13 protein-coding genes are annotated in these 17277 nt (G+C 73.5%); 5 read left to right on the forward strand and 8 right to left on the reverse strand.

Annotation, left to right across the window (positions count from 1 at the left end):
* Positions 1-7: 7 nt before the first annotated feature.
* The 4 genes from rfbA to rfbC all read right to left on the reverse strand — a co-directional run bounded on the left by rfbA (position 8) and on the right by rfbC (position 3503).
* The gene (gene rfbA, locus ACLBX8_RS25325; RefSeq protein WP_056534087.1) at positions 8-907 is read right to left on the reverse strand and encodes a glucose-1-phosphate thymidylyltransferase RfbA; all 900 of its coding nucleotides are present in this window, start codon (positions 905-907) and stop codon (positions 8-10) included.
* Positions 904-1809: a dTDP-4-dehydrorhamnose reductase gene (rfbD, locus tag ACLBX8_RS25330; protein ID WP_447699629.1), complete on the reverse strand. Its 906-nt coding sequence runs from the start codon at positions 1807-1809 to the stop codon at positions 904-906. The genes rfbA and rfbD overlap by 4 nt, the downstream gene beginning before the upstream one ends.
* Positions 1809-2858: a dTDP-glucose 4,6-dehydratase gene (gene rfbB, locus ACLBX8_RS25335; protein WP_447699628.1), complete on the reverse strand. Its 1050-nt coding sequence runs from the start codon at positions 2856-2858 to the stop codon at positions 1809-1811. Before rfbB ends, rfbD begins: the two co-directional genes overlap by 1 nt.
* Positions 2859-2951: 93 nt before the next feature.
* Entirely contained in the window at positions 2952-3503 is a 552-nt protein-coding gene (rfbC, locus tag ACLBX8_RS25340; RefSeq protein ID WP_020094104.1) for a dTDP-4-dehydrorhamnose 3,5-epimerase, read from the reverse strand.
* A gap of 175 nt (positions 3504-3678) precedes the next feature.
* On the opposite strand from rfbC, the gene ACLBX8_RS25345 reads away from it, so the two are divergent.
* The gene (locus ACLBX8_RS25345) at positions 3679-4590 is read left to right on the forward strand and encodes a DUF6925 family protein (RefSeq protein WP_447699627.1); all 912 of its coding nucleotides are present in this window, start codon (positions 3679-3681) and stop codon (positions 4588-4590) included.
* Positions 4591-4756: 166 nt separating this feature from the next.
* On the opposite strand, the gene queE is transcribed toward ACLBX8_RS25345, so the two are convergent.
* A complete protein-coding gene (gene queE / locus ACLBX8_RS25350) occupies positions 4757-5389 on the reverse strand; it encodes a 7-carboxy-7-deazaguanine synthase (protein WP_447682113.1) in 633 nt (210 codons plus the stop codon).
* 270 nt (positions 5390-5659) lie between these two features.
* Between queE and ACLBX8_RS25355 the strand changes: the two genes are divergently transcribed.
* The 4 genes from ACLBX8_RS25355 to ACLBX8_RS25370 all read left to right on the forward strand — a co-directional run bounded on the left by ACLBX8_RS25355 (position 5660) and on the right by ACLBX8_RS25370 (position 10135).
* On the forward strand, positions 5660-7177 hold the full coding sequence (locus tag ACLBX8_RS25355) for a serine hydrolase (RefSeq protein ID WP_447699626.1): 1518 nt from the start codon (positions 5660-5662) through the stop codon (positions 7175-7177).
* Between the two features lie 66 nt (positions 7178-7243).
* Complete coding sequence (locus ACLBX8_RS25360; RefSeq protein ID WP_447699625.1) at positions 7244-8350, forward strand: CobW family GTP-binding protein; 1107 nt, start codon at positions 7244-7246, stop codon at positions 8348-8350.
* Between the two features lie 104 nt (positions 8351-8454).
* On the forward strand, positions 8455-9342 hold the full coding sequence (locus ACLBX8_RS25365) for a GNAT family N-acetyltransferase (protein ID WP_447699624.1): 888 nt from the start codon (positions 8455-8457) through the stop codon (positions 9340-9342).
* A 73-nt stretch (positions 9343-9415) separates the two neighbouring features.
* A complete protein-coding gene (locus tag ACLBX8_RS25370) occupies positions 9416-10135 on the forward strand; it encodes an endonuclease III domain-containing protein (protein ID WP_091681077.1) in 720 nt (239 codons plus the stop codon).
* Positions 10136-10138: 3 nt separating this feature from the next.
* On the opposite strand, the gene ACLBX8_RS25375 is transcribed toward ACLBX8_RS25370, so the two are convergent.
* The 3 genes from ACLBX8_RS25375 to ACLBX8_RS25385 all read right to left on the reverse strand — a co-directional run bounded on the left by ACLBX8_RS25375 (position 10139) and on the right by ACLBX8_RS25385 (position 16898).
* Positions 10139-10456 carry an HPr family phosphocarrier protein gene (locus ACLBX8_RS25375; RefSeq protein ID WP_091681076.1) on the reverse strand — a complete coding sequence of 106 codons (318 nt, stop codon included), beginning with the start codon at positions 10454-10456 and terminating at the stop codon, positions 10139-10141.
* Positions 10457-10586: 130 nt separating this feature from the next.
* A complete protein-coding gene (locus ACLBX8_RS25380) occupies positions 10587-14939 on the reverse strand; it encodes a translocation/assembly module TamB domain-containing protein (RefSeq protein WP_447699623.1) in 4353 nt (1450 codons plus the stop codon).
* Positions 14940-16898, reverse strand: coding sequence for an autotransporter assembly complex protein TamA (locus tag ACLBX8_RS25385; RefSeq protein ID WP_447715926.1), 1959 nt, complete (start codon positions 16896-16898; stop codon positions 14940-14942).
* Positions 16899-17277: the final 379 nt, after the last annotated feature.

The raw sequence follows: 17277 nt of genomic DNA on the forward strand, positions 1-17277 counted from the left end.
GGCGGCGCTACTTGCCGCGGCGCAGGCGCAGGTCGTCCTCGCTCTCGCGGGAGAGGCGCAGCAGGTTCTGCCCGTAGGCGGTCTTGGCGAACATCTCGCCGCGGGCCACGAGCTGGTCGCGGGTGATGAACTTCTGCAGGTAGGCGATCTCCTCCAGACACGCCACCTGCAGGCCCTGCCGGTTCTGCAGGGTGCGGACGAACTCGCTCGCCTCCAGCAGGCTGTCGTGGGTCCCGGTATCGAGCCACGCGTAGCCGCGCGACATGCGCTCCACGTGCAGCTGGCCGCGCTGCAGGTAGGCCTCGTTGACGCTGGTGATCTCCAGCTCGCCCCGGGCCGAGGGCTTCACGTCGGCGGCGATGTCGAGCACTTGGTTGTCGTAGAAGTACAGGCCGGTCACCGCCCAGGTCGATTCCGGGTTCTGCGGCTTCTCGACGATCTTCGTCGGCCGCCCCGACTTGTCGAGGTTGACGACGCCGTAGGCCTGGGGGTTGTCGACGTGGTAGGCGAAGACGGTCGCGCCCTGCTTGCGGCTCGACGCGCGCTCCAGGAGCTCGCCCATGCCGGCGCCGAAGAACAGGTTGTCGCCGAGGATCAGCGCCACGTCGTCGTCGCCGACGAAGTCGCGCCCGATCACGAAGGCCTGGGCGAGGCCCTCCGGCCGCGGCTGCAGGGCGTAGGAGAACTTCAGGCCGAACTGCTCGCCGGTGCCGAACAGGCGCTTGTAGTTGTCGAGGTGCTCCGGCGACGAGATGATCAGGATCTCGCGGATGCCGGCCAGCATCAGTACCGAGACCGGGTAGTAGATCATCGGCTTGTCGTAGACCGGCAGGAGCTGCTTGTTGATCGACAGCGTGGCCGGGTGCAGGCGCGTGCCGGATCCGCCGGCCAGAACGATGCCCTTCATGGCTTGGAAACTCCCTCTGAGACCGGCCCGACGAGCCGGTCCAGGATGTCGTCGAGCGCCGCCTGCCAGGGCCGCGGCGCGATGCCGTAGGCGGCCGTGAGGCTGTCGGTGGACAGGCGCGAATTGGCCGGCCGCCGGGCCGGTGTCGGGTAGGCGGAGGTCGGGATGCCCTTGACCGGCACGGAGCGCCCGCCGCGCCGGGCCGAGCCCGCCACGATCGCCTCGGCGAAGCCGCACCACGTGGTGTCGCCCCGGTTCACGCAGTGGAACGTGCCGGTCGGCGCCTCCGGATCCGCGGCCATGGCCTGCGCGATCGTCGCGAGGGCCGCGGCGAGGTCGGCGGCCGAGGTCGGGCACCCGTGCTGGTCGTTCACCACGGTCAGCGCGTCGCGCTCCGCCGCGAGCCGCAGCATCGTCTTGACGAAGTTGCCCCGGTGCGGGCTCACCACCCAGGCGGTCCGCACGATGGCGTGGCGCGGGTTGCCGGTGCGCACCGCCAGCTCGCCGGCGGCCTTGCTGGCACCGTAGACGCTCTGCGGGTCGATCGGCGCGTCGGGCGCGTAGGCCCCGTCGGGCTTCGTTCCGGCGAAGACGTAGTCGGTCGAGACGTGCACCAGCGGGATTCGCTTGGCGGCGGTCGCGGCCGCCAGGATCGCCGGGGCCAGCGCGTTGAGGCGCCACGCCGCGACGACGTCGGACTCGGCCTTGTCGACCGCCGTGTAGGCGGCGGTGTTGATCACCGCCCGGTAGTCGCGGGCGGCGAGCGCCGCCGCGACGGCGTCCGCGTCGGTGATGTCGAGATCCGCGCGGCCCGGCGCGTGGACGGTGACGCCGTCCGGCCAAGTCAGGGCCTGCAACTCGGTGCCGACCTGGCCGGCGCCGCCGAGGACGAGGACGTCCATCAGCCGTTGAGCCCCAGGCGCTCGCCCTTGTAGCGGCCCTCGCGGATCGGGCGCCACCAGCCCTCGTTGCCGAGGTACCACGCCACGGTCTCCTCCAGCGCCTGCTCGAAGGTCTTCTGCGGGCGCCAGCCGAGCTCGGTCTCGGCCTTGGTGCAGTCGATCGCGTAGCGCCGGTCATGGCCCGGGCGGTCGGCCACGAAGCTGATCAGCTGCTCGTGCGGCGCGCCCTGCGGGCGCAGCCGGTCGAAGGCGGCGCACAGCGCCTTGACCACCGCGAGGTTGTTGCGCACCGCGCGGCCGCCGAGCAGGTAGGTCTCGCCGATCCGGCCGCGCTCCAGCACGGCCACGAGGCCCTTGGCGTGGTCCTCCACGTGGATCCAGTCGCGCTCGTTCAGGCCGTCGCCGTAGACGGGCAGCTTCTTGCCCTCGAGGGCGTTGAGGATCATCAGCGGGATCAGCTTCTCGGGGAAGTGACGCGGCCCGTAATTGTTCGAGCAGTTGGTCACCAGGACCGGCAGCCCGTAGGTCTCGTGCCACGCGCGGGCGAGGTGGTCGGAGGCCGCCTTCGAGGCCGAGTAGGGCGAGCGCGGATCGTAGCGGCTCTCCTCCGTGAAGAACGCGTCCGGCGGCAGCGAGCCGTAGACCTCGTCGGTGGAGACGTGGAGGAAGCGGAAGGTCTTCCTCTCGGCCTCCGGCAGCGTCTCGTAATGGCCGCGGGCGCCGTCCAGCATGGTCTGCGTGCCGATCACGTTGGTGCGCACGAAGGCGCCCGGGTCGGTGATCGAGCGGTCGACGTGGCTCTCGGCGGCCAGGTGCATCACCGCCTCGGGCCTGAAGTCCGCGTAGGCCTTCTGCACGGCGGCGCGGTCGCAGATGTCGGCCTCGACCAGGCGATGGCGCGGGTTGTCGGCGAGCGGCGCCAGCGAGACCGGGTTGGCCGCGTAGGTCATCGCGTCGAGGGTGCAGACGTCGTGGCCGAGATCGTTGACGAGGTGCAGCACCAGCGCCGAGCCGATGAAGCCGCAGCCTCCGGTCACCAGGATGCGCATGGTGGATTACCTCTTCGGATCGATCGAGAACTGAGAAAGCCGTGGCAGCCTAAGACCGGCCGTCGTGACAAAATTGCGGCCGGGCCGCGCTCTTCAGAAGACGCGGCCGAGATCGGCGAGCTTCGGCGCCCGGCGATCCTTGTCGGACAGGATCGCCGCCTCGCCGGAAACCGGCCACGGGATCCCGATCGCCGGATCGTTCCAGAACAGCGCCCGGTCGTGCTCGGGGCTGTAGTAGTCGTCGACCTTGTAGGCGACCATGACGTCGGGCGTCAGGGTGCAGAAGCCGTGCGCGAAGCCGTGCGGGATGTAGAGCTGCTCGCCGTTCTCGGCGTCGAGCGTGACGGCGACGTACTTCCCGTAGGTCGGCGAGTCGCTGCGGATGTCGACCGCGACGTCGAGGATCGCGCCCTGCAGCACGCGGATCAGCTTGGCCTGCGCGCGGGGGGCGATCTGGAAGTGCAGGCCGCGGACCGTCCCCTGCGGGGCCGAGAAGGACTGGTTGTCCTGCACGAAGGGCGTGGTGATGCCGGCCCGCGCCAGGGTGTCGGCCCGGAAGGTCTCCGAGAACCAGCCCCGCGCGTCGCCGAAGCGCTTCAGGACGATGCGCTTCACGTCCGGGATCTCGGTCTCGATGACGTCCATGCCAGCGCCCTTCTTGCGGATCCCGTCGCGAGGTCCAGCGGACGTCTCCGCGTCGGTCGTTCCGGATCGCGCGCCCGCCTCGCCGACCACAACCTCGGTGATGCACCGCGACTTCCGGTCATTCGCCGTCCGTGTCAAGGCGTGCGGGCTGCGGTGGCGTGCACGAGGGGAGCCGATGACGGGCGGAGCCGGACCCGCGGTGGGCGGCCTGCTGCGTGCCCAGCTGGCCGATCCGGCCTGCACGTGGAGCCTCGGCGGCTACGGAGCCGCCGCCGTGTTCGCGCGGGAACCCGACGAGCCGGCACGGCCCCTCGAGGACGACGCGATCGGGCTCCGCACGGCCCGCGGCGCGCTCGCGGTCCGGGCGCATCCGGATCTCAGGCCGTTCGCCTACGAGACCGGCTTCGCCGACGGCTGGAGCCAGACGGTCGCGCTCTGCCTTCCCGAGGCCGCCTGCGCGATGGGCCGGCGCACCGTTCTGACCGAACTGGGTCCCGACGAGGCGGCAATCCGGCCGGAGGACCGCGCCGCGCGCCTGTTCGATCTCGGCCTCGGTCTGCGCGCCGCGGATGCCTGCATCCGGACCGCCGACCCCGCGCGGATCGCCCGCTTGCGGGCGCTGGCGGGCCGTCCGCTCCTCGCCGCCGGCGCCGCGGCGATGCCGTCCGCTGTCATCTCGGGCCTGGACCAGATCGTCATCACCCGCATCGGTCGTGTCGAGGTCTTCGCGTCGGAGGCCGATCGGGCGGCCGCGGGGCCCGGGCCGCGGTGCCACCTGCTGCCGCAACTCCTGCGACTCGCACGCACGCACGCGGCCACCGCGCCGATCCCGCCGGGTTGGATCCCCTGCGGGACGCTGCATCCGGCCCATCCCGCGCGGGACGGGGCCGGGCGACCGGTCCCGTTCGATGCCGGGCGCCACGCCGCGTTCGGACGCGTCCTCGACCGATGGGGCGATCCCGCGCTGGTGGCCCTGCGCCGCGCCGTGCTGGACGGCCAGGATCCCGATCCGCCGCGCGCGGGCGGACGGTTCGCGCGCTCGGCGATCCGCGCGGCGCGCGCCCAGCGGAGGGCTATCGTCAGGTAGTGCCGTCCCCGATCGCGTCCTGACGGTTCGGAGAGACGGCGATCCCGGTCGAGACAACCGCGCCGTAACCCCCTCTCCCGCACGGGAGAGGGGACCGGCGCCTCGTGCGGCACCGGCTTGGCGATCACTTCGTCCGAACCCAATCCCGGGACCAAATCCAGGCCTCTCAGGGAATGCCGATCATCTTGTGGGTCTGCAGAGAGAGCCGCCAGCGGGCGTCCCGGCGGCAATAGGCGATCGCCGCCTCGGTGCTGGCGACCCGGTCGGGGCCGTCCATGGGCTGGAGGAAGCGGTGCTGGAAGGCGAGATCCACGAAGGCCGCGGGATCGTTGTCCGCCTGCGGGTAGACGAGCTTCAGCTCGTGGCCTGAGACCTGTGCGAGAGCGTTGCTCCCCTTGGGGCTGACACAGATCCAATCGATCCCCGGGGGCGCCGGCAGCGTGCCGTTGGTCTCGATGGCGATCTCGAACCCGGCCGCGTGGACGGCCTCGATCAGCGGCGTGTCGAGCTGGAGCAGCGGCTCGCCGCCGGTGAAGACAACGTAGCGGTTCGCGGTGCCGCCCGCCCAGGTGGCGGCGATCGCGTCGGCGAGGGAGGCCGCGTCCGCGAAGCGCCCGCCGCCCTCCCCGTCCATCCCGACGAAATCGGTGTCGCAGAACCGGCAGGCCGCGGCGGCGCGATCGGCCTCGCGCCCGGACCAGAGGTTGCATCCGGCGAACCGGCAGAACACGGCGGCACGGCCCGCCTGCGCGCCCTCGCCCTGGAGCGTGTGGAAGATCTCCTTGACCGCGTAAGCCACAACCGTCCCAGTCACCGTCGCGCGCGATCCGGCTTGCGCGCCCGTCTTGCACATAAGCCGTGCCGCCCGCGCGGGCCACCGACAACCGCGCCGTGCAGACCCGCGATGTGATCTCGCCTTGCTCTTGCCACGGTAGGCTCGTTCATGCCGAGATGCAGTCCGGCGATCGCCTTTCGGCCGACCGGGCTGCGCCGCTCTCCGGCTGGCCGGCCGGAAATCCGACGCCCCCAGGGCGTCGATCCAGGCGATCCTCTGACGAGTCGGGCTCGAATGTCCTCTTCTCTCTACCGACGCCTCACCGTCGGGCTTGCGGCGCTGACGGGTCTGCTCGGGGCGGGCCTGGTCGGGATCGGCGCCGCGAACGCCGTGACGGTGCCGATCCTCGTGGCCGACGTGGATTCCGGCAAGGTCATCTACGCGCAGGCGCCGACCGACCCCTGGTACCCGGCCTCGATCACGAAGCTGATGACGACCTACGTCGCCCTGGACCTCGTCCGGCAGGGCAAGGTCTCGCTCGACTCGATGATCACCATCTCGGCCGCCGCCGCCGCGGAACCGCCGTCGAAGATGGGCTTCAAACCGGGCACGCAGCTCACCCTCGACAACGCCCTGAAGATCATCATGGTCAAGTCGGCGAACGACGTCGCCTACGCGATCGGCGAGTCGCTCGGGGGATCCGTCGAGAACTTCGCCGCGCTGATGAACGAGACCGGGCAGCGGATCGGCATGCACGACAGCCGCTGGTTCAACCCGAACGGCCTGCCCGACCCGCGCCAGTGGACCTCCGCCCGCGACATGGCGGTCCTCGCCCGGGCGCTGATCCGCGACTTCCCGGATTCCCACGACCTGTTCTCGATCTCGGCGATCCAGTTCGGCCGCGCCGTGATGGCGAACCACAACGGCCTGCTCGGGCGCTATCCCGGCACGGACGGGATGAAGACGGGTTTCATCTGCTCGGGCGGCTTCAACGTCGTGGCGACCGCCACGCGCAACGGCCGGCGGATCGTCACCATCGTGATGGGGCAGCCGACCCCGCGCGAGCGCGACGTGAAGACCGCCGACCTGTTCGACTACGCCTTCGGCCAGAGCGCCGGCTGGACCAGCCCGACCCTCGACGCGCTGCCGGCCTCCGCGATCCCGGCGCCGCCGGACATGCGTCCCTTCGTGTGCGGCGGCAAGAAGCCCCCGGCCATCGAGGACGGTCCCGGCGCGCTGAGCGCCCCCGGTTCGGCCGCGCAGCTGATCGGCGGCTCGGCGGCGAACTCGCCGGCGCTGGCGCTCGCCGCGTTCTCCAACCCGGCCCTGCGGGCGCGGTCCCTGCCGCCGCGGGCGCCGCTCCAGCCGATCGCCGTCTGGGTCGGTCGCAACCCGGCCGAGGGCCAGCAGATCCTCGAGGCGCAGGAGGCCGAGCAGAAGGCGGCCGCCGCCAACACTCGCGCCGCCAAGCTCGAGGCCGCCAAGGCCAAGCGCGCGGCCGCCCTGGAGGCGGCCAAGCAGGCGCGCGCGGCGCGCCTGGAGCGGGCCGAGGCCGCGAAGGCGGCCGCCAAATCCGCTCCCAAGGTCGCCGCGAAGCCGGGCCACGGCGTGCCGCGGAACGCCAGCGCCTACACGTCGGACGTCACGCCCGGGATGCCGGAGGCCAAGCCCGGGAAGGGCCTGACCAAGCCGGCTCCGAAGGCGGCCGCCCACAAGCCGTCGCCCGCCAAGGCCGATACGACGTCCCACAAGGCGGCGGCCAAGGCCCCGGCCAGGAAGCCGGCCGCCAAGAAGGCGGCGGCCGACGAGTAGGTCCGCGCGGGTGTCCGTGCGGCCGCCGCGTTGCCGCGGAGGCCGCCACACCCCACTTCGTCGCCCATGTCGCCGCCTCTGTCAGAGTCTTCCGCCCCCGCTCCGGACCCGCGCCGCCCGGAGCCCATCCCGCTGACCGTGCTCACCGGCTTCCTCGGAGCCGGGAAGACCACCCTGCTGAACCGGCTGCTGCGCGATCCCGCGCTCGCCGACACGGTGGTGATCGTCAACGAGTTCGGCGAGATCGGCCTGGACCACCTGCTGATCGAGACCGTCGACGAGGACATGATCCTGCTCGGCGCCGGCTGCCTGTGCTGCACGGTGCGGGGCGACCTGATCGCCACCCTCGAGGATCTGCTGCGCAAGCGCGACAACGGCCGGATCCGGCCGTTCCGCCGGGTCGTGATCGAGACGACGGGCCTCGCCGATCCGGCGCCGATCCTGCACGCGCTGATCTACCATCCCTATCTGGTGCTGCGGTACCGTCTCCAGGCCGTGGTGACGGTGGTGGACGCGGCCGCGGGCGCCGCGACCCTCGACGCCCATCCGGAAGCCCTGCGGCAGGCCGCGGTCGCCGACCGGATCGTGCTGACCAAAGCCGACCTCGCGGGCGACCTCTCGGGGATCCGCGCGCGCCTCGCGGCGCTCAACCCGGCCGCCCCGATCGTCGCGCCGGACGCCCCCGCGGACACGCTCCTCGGCGGCCTGTTCGGCCTCGACGGCAAGACCGCCGACGTGCGCGCGTGGCTCGGCGACGCGGCCCTGGAGCAGGCGCATCACCACCACGCCGACGTGAACCGCCACGACGCGTCGATCCGGGCGATCTGCCTGACCAGCGCGGCGCCCGTGCCGCGCCCCGCCTTCGAGATGTTCATGGATCTCCTGCGCTCCGGCCACGGGCCGAAGCTGCTCCGGCTCAAGGGCCTCGTCGCCCTCGCCGACGATCCCGAGCGTCCCCTCGTCGTCCACGGCGTCCAGCACGTGTTCCACGCGCCGGTCACCCTCCCGGCCTGGCCGGATCCCGACCACACCTCGCGGCTCGTGCTGATCCTGCGCGACCTCGATCCGGCCTTCGTGCGCCAGCTCTGGGACGCATTCCTCGGCCGCCCCCGGGTCGACGCGCCGGATGCCGCCGCCCTCACCGACAATCCCCTGGCGATCCCCGGCCCCTGACGCCGGCGGTCGGCACCGTCCTTGAAGCCCTCGACGCGAAGGGCGCCCCGGAGGCGCCGGATCGTCCCGGATCGGGACGGGTCGTCGAGAGGCAGGACACGCGGATGGCGCGACGCTTCACCGTGATACAGGGCGGGCTCACCGAGCGGCCGGACCGCGCGTCGGATCCGGAAGCCGGAGCCGGTGCCGAGGACGGCGCCGAGGATCGCGCCGAGACCGGGACCTGGCGGGTCGATCTGCGGCGACCCGGTGCCGTCGACGCGGCTTCCGTCGCCGCGTGGCGGGCCATGCTGGTGCGCAACGCGGTGACCGACCCGCTGCGCGACCCGGATCACCTCCTCCCGCTCGCCCAGCACCGCCCGGCGGGTCGTCCCGTCGCCGTCGCCCTCGCCTGGAGCCGCGACGCGCGCGACGGCCACGAGACCCTGCGCGGCGTGGTCCCGCTGGCGATGCCGCATCCGGTCTGGGGCCGCCGCGCCCGGCCCTGGGAGCCCGCCGAGCCCGACGCGGCCTCCCTCGTGGAGCGCGCGGCCGCGGAGGCCGTCGACCGGGCGCTGCGGGAGCGGCTCGGGGCGCTGCGCCGCCCGCTCCGTCTCGTCGGCCAGTCCGCGCCCGCCCCGGATCCGGAGCCGCGGCGCCCCGTCCTGGCGGCCAGCCGCCCGGCGCGTTCCCGGCCGATCCCGGCCGGGAACCTGCTCGGCGTGCGTCCCGAGGGCTGGGAGCCCGCGGAGACCGAGATGCTCGCCGTCACCGAGCCGGAAGCGGTCCGCGACGCCGTCGAGACTTTCCTCGCCCTCGACGCCCGCACGGCCGCGCGGCCGATCATCGCCGACCCGGCCGAGGCGTCGCTGGTGCGTGTGGTCACCCGGCTGTTCGCCCGCCGCGGCGCGCTGCGGGTCGAGTTCCGCCGGCGGGCCGGCGCGGTGGTCGCCGGGACGCTCCACCTGTGCGCCGGCGCCAACGCGGTGCCCTGGCGCTGCGCCCGGGCCTGAGTGGTCGGTGAGCGGTCAATCCGCCGCGTCCGGGGCGCCTGTCGACGGGGGCGGCGAACCCTAGCTGGCCGACATGACCCGCGACCTGCCCCACGGCGTTCGACCCGCTCCGCGCCGGAAGGCGGCCGCACGGACTGTGCCGCGCTCGCGCGGGGCGGGCGAGGCCGACCGGGTGGCCGCCATCCTCGCGCGCCTCGCCGAGCGGGACCCGGATCCGAAGGCCGGATTCGACCGCACCGACCCGTTCCGCCTGCTCGTGACCGTGCTGCTCTCGGCCCAGTCCACCGGCCCGACCGTCTCGCGGATCGCGGACGCGCTGTTCGCCGAGGCCCGCGATCCCGCCGCCATGGCGGCCCTGGGGGAGGCCCGGATCACCGAGATCGTCCGGCCGGTCGGGCTCGGGCCCTCCAAGGCGCGCAACATCGTCAGGCTGTCGGCGGTCCTGCTCGCGGAGCACGGCGGCGCCGTCCCGCGCAGCGCCGCGGAGATGCGCCGCCTGCCGGGGATCGGCCGCAAGAGCGCCGAGGTCACGGCGAACTTCGCCTTCCACGAGCCGGTGATCGCGGTCGACACCCACATCTTCCGGATCGCGAACCGGATCCCCCTCGCCCCGGGCGCGACGGTCGACGCGGTGGCCGACGGCCTCGCCCGAATCGTGCCGGACGCGTTCAAGGACAACGCCCATGTCTGGCTGTTCCGGCACGGGCGCGACATCTGCACGGCCCGGAAGCCCGCCTGCCCCCGGTGCCCGGTCTCCGACCTCTGCGCGTGGCCGGGTAAGGCGACGGCCTAGACGCTACTCGTCCTCGCCGAAGCGGTTGGCCAGCAGGGCCTCGATGGCGTCGAGGCAGCTCTCCGCGTCCGGGCCGACGGCGGTGACGGCGATGCGTGTGCCCATGGCGGCGCCGAGCGTCAGCAGGCCCATGATCGAGCGCCCGCCGACCGTCTCGCCGGCCCGGGTGACCGTCACGGCGGCGTCGTAGCGCTCCACGGTCTGCACGAACTTCGCGGAGGCGCGGGCGTGGAGGCCCCGCCTGTTGATGATCGGGAGCTTGCGGAGCAGGCCGCCCTCCGGAACCGGCGGATCGTCATCGGTCTCGAAAAGCTCGTCCATCGCCCGTGGTGTTTCCCGCCCGATCGGCGGCCCTGGCGGCCGCTCGTCCCGAACCTAAACCATTGACCGGGCGTGTCGATCCCGCAGCCCCGCGGGCGCGGTGGAACGGGCGGCTGTGTGACCGTGCCGGCTACCACTCGTACTCGGCGCCGACGCCGAGGCTGGTGCGGCCGTCGGTCCCGGCCTCGCCCTTCAGCTTGATCCGGCGGGTGACGTCGAAGTCGACCCCGACGGCGGTGTCGGCGGGCTTCGCCCCGGCCTTCACGCCGACGCTGACCCGATCCGAGATGTAGCGCGAGGCGCCGATCGCCGGCCCGCCGCTCGCGCCGGTGGAGACGTCGAGGCTGTCGAGGCCGAGGCTCTTGCGCGCCTGCTCGAACACGTCCGGACCGGCGGCGCCCCCCGAGAGCTGGGCGACCGCCTGGGCGAGCTGCAGCGCCTGGAACGGCGACAGGCCGGCCGAGGCCTTCTTGAACAGGATCCGCGACAGGATCTCGTCCTGCGGCAGGACCGGATCCGAGGTCAAGGAGAATTGCGGCGCGTCCGCGAAGCCCGAGACCGCGATGCGGGCGGTCACGTCGGTGGCCTTGGTCTCGGCGACGAAATCGAGCTCCGGCGTGGTCAGGCTGCCGGCGAAGGTCAGCCGGCCGCGGCTGAAATCCAGGCGCTGGCCCACGAGCTCGAACTGTCCGCGCCGCAGCGAGAACGCGCCGTTGGCGTTGGGCGACGCCGAGGTGCCGGTCACGCGCAGCGCACCGCCGAGTTCCGCGTCGATGCCGCGCCCGCGCACGAAGATGCGGCTCGGCGCGTCGATCGTCACGTCGAGGGTGGCGTCGAACGGGACGGCCGGCTTCCCGCCCCGTCGCCCGGACCGGGTCGCGGCCTTCCGCTCCGCCCGCTGCGCCAGGCGCGCCTTCAGGGCCGGCGGCGTGTTGACGTGGCGGACGCCCGGCAGCGGCCTGATGGTGGCCGGCAGCCGGTCCGGAACCGCGACGTCGATCGACACGACGTTCACCCGGCCGGCGATCCGCGGCGTCCGCGCCAGCGGCCCCGCCAGCGTGATGTCGACGCTCGACACGGCCGTCATCAGCGGGCTCGAGACGAGTTCGGCCTTGTCGGCGACGACGTGGAAATTGCCCGGAAAGTCGGGCGCGAGGGAGACGCGGCCGGTGACGGAGACCTGACCGCCGTTGCGGGCGGTCGCGGTCAGGCGCTCGACCACGACGCTGTCGCCGCGGCCGGTGACGCGACCCTCGATCCCGGTGAAGCGGAGCCCGTTCAGCGGATCGGTGAAGCTCCCGCCGCTCAGCACCGCCGCGCCCTGGGCCCGCGGCGCCGCGAGCGTGCCGGTGACGCCGCCGTCGATGGCGATCTTGCCGGTGACGCTCTGGCCGCCGACGCTCAGGAGGGAATTGGCGAGGGCGGCGTCGAGTGTCCCGCGCGCGCGCAGGTCCAGCGGACCCCCGGCCTCCACGGGCAGCGACCCGGAGACCGTCAGGGCGACGCCGCGCCCGGCCGTGACCCGCCCGTCCAGGCTCGCCTGCCCGTCCGACAGCGTGCCCTTGGCGGTCGCGTCGATCGCCGGCAAGCCGGCCTGCCGCGTCTGCGGGGCGACGAGCTTGGCGACGCTGACCGCGTAGCGCCCCTCCGGCCGCGTCGCGGGGCCGCGGAGATCCGCCTCCCCGTCCAGGGTCCCCGAGAGGGCGAGGCTCGGTGCGGCGATCCGGGCGAGCGACAGGGGCAGCGACCGGATCGCCACCTTGAGGTCGAGATCCCGCCCGGCGCGGCCCACGACCGTGATGCGGCCGGAGCCCGCCGCGATCGACAGGCCGTCGATCACCGCGCCGCCGTCCCGGAGGGTGATCGCCGCCGGCCCGGTGAGGGCGAAGCGGTCGTTGCCGCGGGCCGCCGACAGGCGCTGGATCTCGATCCGCGTGTCCGCGGCCGGGACGACCCGCGCGGCACCGTCGAGCGTGAAGCCGCGCGCCCGGGCGGTGAGGTTCACGTCGCTGAAGGCGGGCGTGCCGTTCGCGAGGAGCCGGATCGTGTCGACCTGCTGGCCGGCGGCCAGGAGCCGGTCGGCCTCGACGCGCCCGTCGAGGACCGGGTGGGCGCGCAGGTCGCGTCCCGAGAGGTCCGCGTCGAGCCGCGCGAGGGCGGTCTCGCCGTAGCGGAGACCGGCCCCGGTGGCGCGGACGGTCACGTCCTGGCGCCCGCCGTCGCGGGCGAGGGTCAGCGCGGCGTCGAGACGGCCCGCGACCGGTTCCGGGACCAGGGGCGCGATGTCCGTCAGGTCGCCGGCCCGCACGGTGAGCGCGCCGGCCGACAGCCACGTGTCGGCCGCGACCGTCGCCTCGCCGGCGACGGAGACCGAGCCGAGATCGAGGCCGAGCCGGTCGAGGACCCAGTCCCCGCCGACGCGCGCGAGGTGCGCGCCGCCGGTCAGCGGCTTGCCGCCGACATCGCCGCCGAGCCGGACCGTGCCGTCCGGCGCGAGGAGCGCGTCCCGCAGGACCGCCTCGACGCGCAGGTCCCGGATCGGCTTGCCGGCCGCCGTGGCGGAGGGCGCCGTCAGGGTCGCGGTCACGTCCGGATGCTCGAGGGATCCGGTCAGGCGCGCGTCGACGCCCGCCCTGCCGGTGAGGCGCCCGTCGAGATCCGCGAGGCTCTTGAGGTCGATCCTGCCGGTGACGTCCGCGCGGGTCGCCGTCGCCTCGCCCTGCAGGGTCGCGGTGACGCCGGAGCCTTCGAGGCGCAGATGGTCGAAGCCGTACCCGTCGAAGGTCTGGGAGACGCGCCCCTGGAGGCTCGGCGCGCGGCCGAGGGTGCGGTCGGCCGCGCGGATCCCGGTGACGACGCCGCTCGTCGTCACGGCGAGTTCGGCGGCGACGGCCTTGCGCGCCGGATCGCCGCTGAGCCGCGCCTTGGCGTCGAGGCTGCCCGCGAGACCCTGGCCCGCGAGGCCCGAGAAGACGGAGAGGTCCGGCAGCGCCGCGTCCACGGTGCCGGTCAGGGTGTTCTGGCCGACCCGGCCGGCATAGGCGGCCCGCGCCGTGTCGGAATCGAGCTTGAGCGCCGCGATATCGAGAACGCCGTCGGCGCCGGCCGAGGCCCGGAGCGTCACGGTGGCCCGGCTGCCGATCGCCCGGCGCAGGGCCGGGTCGGCGAGCTTCAGGCCGTCGACCCGGCCGTCCGCCGCGATGGCGAAACGCTGCGCCGACGGCTCGCCCTGCGGGTCGATGCCGAGGCTGGCCTCGATCCGGTCGAGGCTGGAATCGCGGCTGCGCAGTGCGGCCGCGTCGAGACGGCCCCGGACGGTGGGCGCCGCCAGCGGTCCCTTGAGGCTGCCGTCGAAGACGAGCTTGCCGATCTCGGCCTCGCCGGCCCGGGTGACGTCGCCCTCCGTCGGCAGGGCGCGCGCCTGCAGCGTCAGGTCGGCGATCCGGTCGCGGGTGAGGCTGCCGCCGGCCGTCAGGCGCGCCGTGCGGGAGGTCAGCTCCAGCCGGTCGATCCGGAAGGCGCCGCTATCCGCGAAGGCGAGGCCGCCGTCGAGCTTGGTGGTGCCGGCGAAGACCGCCGCCGCCGGACCGGGCATCAGCCCCTCGATCCGGGCCGCGAGGTCGAGGGCGAGGCGCCGCTCGGCCCCGATGCGGGAGATCTTCGCCCCGCCCCTGGCGCCGATGTCGGGACCGGCCGTGAAGTCGAGCTTGGCCCCCCAGGCATCCAGTGTCCCGGTCCCGTCGAGCGCGAAGTCGATCGGCGGGGTGCCGGGCAGGTTGGCGGCCTTCGAGAGCAGGCCGCCCGCCGGCTCGACCAGGTTCGCCTTGAGTTCCAGCCGCTCGCCGTTCGGCACGAACAGCAGCGACAGCAGGAAGCGGCCCGGCGCGTCGAGGCGCTGCGCCCTCGCCTGCAGGTCGAGCCCCTCGCTGGCGGCGCCGAGCTTCGCCCGGCCCTCCGCCGACAGCCGCGCCGGCTGCCCGGCCACCGCCTCGCCCAGCGTCAGCTCGGCCAGCTTGAACCCCTTGATCTCGACCTTGACCGGCAGGTCCGGGAGGAGCCGCCCGTCGGGCTTGGCCTCGGGCGGCGGCGGTCCGGGGATCGGGCGGCGCAGGACGTCGAGATGCCCGATCTCGAGGCTGTCGACCTCCAGCCGTCCCGACAGGAGGGCGAGCCGCCGCCAGACGATGCGGGCCCGGTCGAGCTTCAGCCAGACGCCGTCGCGGTCGCTGATCGCCACGTCCCGGATGGTCGCGTCCGAGGACAGGGCGCCGTCGATGGCGCCGATCGCCACCCGCGACGAGGGCGTCGACAGGGCGCGGGACAGGAGGCCGCCGAGGACGGACTTGTCGCCCTCGTCGGCGCGCGTCGCCGCGAGGGTCCAGGGCAGCAGGGCGAGGCAGACCAGGACGAGCGCCAGGCTCCACCGGCCGGGACGGGCGGTCGGACGCGCGGTGCGCGGCGTGAGTCCGGTTCGGAACACCATTCAGAACGCCTGCCCCAGGCTGAGATACAGGACGGCGGGACGCACGTGTCCGCCCTTGTAGGGATCGAGCGGGAAGGCGACGTCCGCGCGGATCGGCCCGATGCCGGTGTAGTAGCGCAGGCCGATGCCCACGGATTTGCGGATCTTCTCGTCGAAATCCGGCGTCGCCGAGGCGAAGGCGGTGCCCGCGTCGAAGAACGGCACCACGCCGATCGTGTCGGTGACCTTGATGCGCGCCTCGAGCGAGGCCTCCAGCAGGCTGCGGCCGCCGATCGGCAGGTTGAAGGGACCGATCGGCCCGAGGGTCCGGTACGGGTAGCCCCGCACCGAGCCGCCGCCGCCCGCGAAGAACCTGAAATTGTCGGGGATCTCCCCCAGCGGCGCGCCCGAGACCGAGCCGAAGCCGACGCGGCCGGCCAGGATCACGCGGGCCTCGTCGTCGAGGGCGTAGTAGGTGGAGCCCTGCGCCTTGGCCACGACGATGCCGGGCGAGGAGATCGCGCCGGGATAGACCGCCAGCGACGCGATGGCCCGGACGCCCCGGGTCGGGTCGAGGAGGCTGTCGGTGGAATCGTAGGTGACCGAGGCGGGCACGCCGATCAGCCGGTAATTGACCGTGCCGAGGGCGTCCTTCGACCGGCCCGCCTGCGCGTCGAGCCCGATCTGCGCCGAGAACGTGTCCGAGAACCGGTGGCGGATCGCCCCCGAGACGCCCCCGCCATCCACGAGGTAGCTCTGCTGCACCTCTCGGGTGACGAAGGCGTTGGCGAGAAAGTCGTTGCGCGTCCCCCACAGGGCGGGCTGGACGTAGGTCGCCGAGAGGCGGCCGCCGAGGCCGTTCGTGCCGATCCCCGCGAGCTTGCGCTGGTTGGCGAACGGGTCGTTGCCGAGGCCCAGGTAGTAGATGTCGGCGTCCACCCTGAAGGACTCGCCGCCACCGAACAGGTTGCGGTTGGCGTAGTAGGCCCGCACGCCCGGCCCGTCGACGGTGGAGTAGCGCGCCGAGACGCCCACGAGGTTGCGCTCGCGCTCGGTGACCGCGACGAACAGCGGCAGGTTCCCGTCGGCGTCGAGGGTCGTGCCCTCGCGGACCCGCACGCCGCCGATCCCCTCGATCCGCGCCACCGACCGGCGGATCGCCGCCACCGCCTGGGGCGAGTACGGGTCGCCCGGCTCGGCGTAGATGAAGGAGCGGATGGTGGCCGGGTCGATGCCCGGCGCACCGCTGACCGTGACCGGGCCGAGTCCGGCCACCGGGCCCGGCGCCACCGTGAAGGTCACGTCCATCACGTGGGCGGCATCGTCCACCACGGGGTCGCGCGCGATCACCTTGGCGAAGGGATGGCCCTGCGCGCGGAACTGGTCGACGATCTGCGCTTCCCGCGCCAGCACCGTGGCGGAGCGCGCGGGCACATCCTCGTCGATGCGGGTGACCCGCGCGGGCAGCTCGGAGTCCGGGAACGGGTTGCCCGCCGGATCGCGCACGGTGATCCGGCGCAGCTGGTAGAGGGGCCCGAGATCCACCGCGATCCGTACCGGGACGAGGCCGCGGTTGCGCCACGCCTCCGCAGCACCCACCGCCGACGCCGCCTGGCCCGGCACCGGCGCGCCGTCGATCCGGATCGTGACCGTTCCCTGATAGTAGCCGTAGCCCGACAGGACGTCGGCGAGCTTGGCGCGGTCGGTCTCGGCCCGGCGCAGCAGGCCCTCGCCGTCGGGTGGCGGCTCCTGCCGCAGGCGATAGAGGGTCGACGTGTCCTGCAGGGCCCGCAGAACGTCGGAATCGTCCGTGCCGGTGATCCGCAGCGTGTACGGAAGCGCCGTGGCGCTCGGTGGCGGCGGCTCCGGCTCGCTGCCGAACAGGCCGAACAGGTCGAAGGCGCGCGCGGGTTGAGTCCCCGCGGCGACCAGCAGGGCCAGGGCCAGGGCGACCAGCCTCGGCGGCGATGCGCGATGCATCACCGGTCGGCCTGGACGATGAGAGGGAGCGGAGACGCGCAAACCGCGCTCTTCAGCTCCGATCGAGGTCAGCCGTGCCGCCTGCCTGTGAGATCATTGCCGCTCCCCCCTTACGCCGTATCACGACGTACCCCACCGCATCTTAAGGCCAGGTGCCTGCGAGGCCAACACCGCCAAGGTCGCGGCCCGGGGACCGCGCCCGGGAACCGGTTCGGCCGCTCGCGATGAGGCTGGTCGACGACGGGCTTCGACGTACGCCTCCGGTGAGAGCCGCCTTGTGAGACGGGGCCTCGTGCCCGACGTCTGACCTTAATGCTGGCGTTAAAGTCATCGGATCAAGGCGATGCGGGTCGAGGTTCTTGCCGGGGTCGAGCGCCGG

This window comes from Methylobacterium sp. D48H (assembly GCF_053345715.1).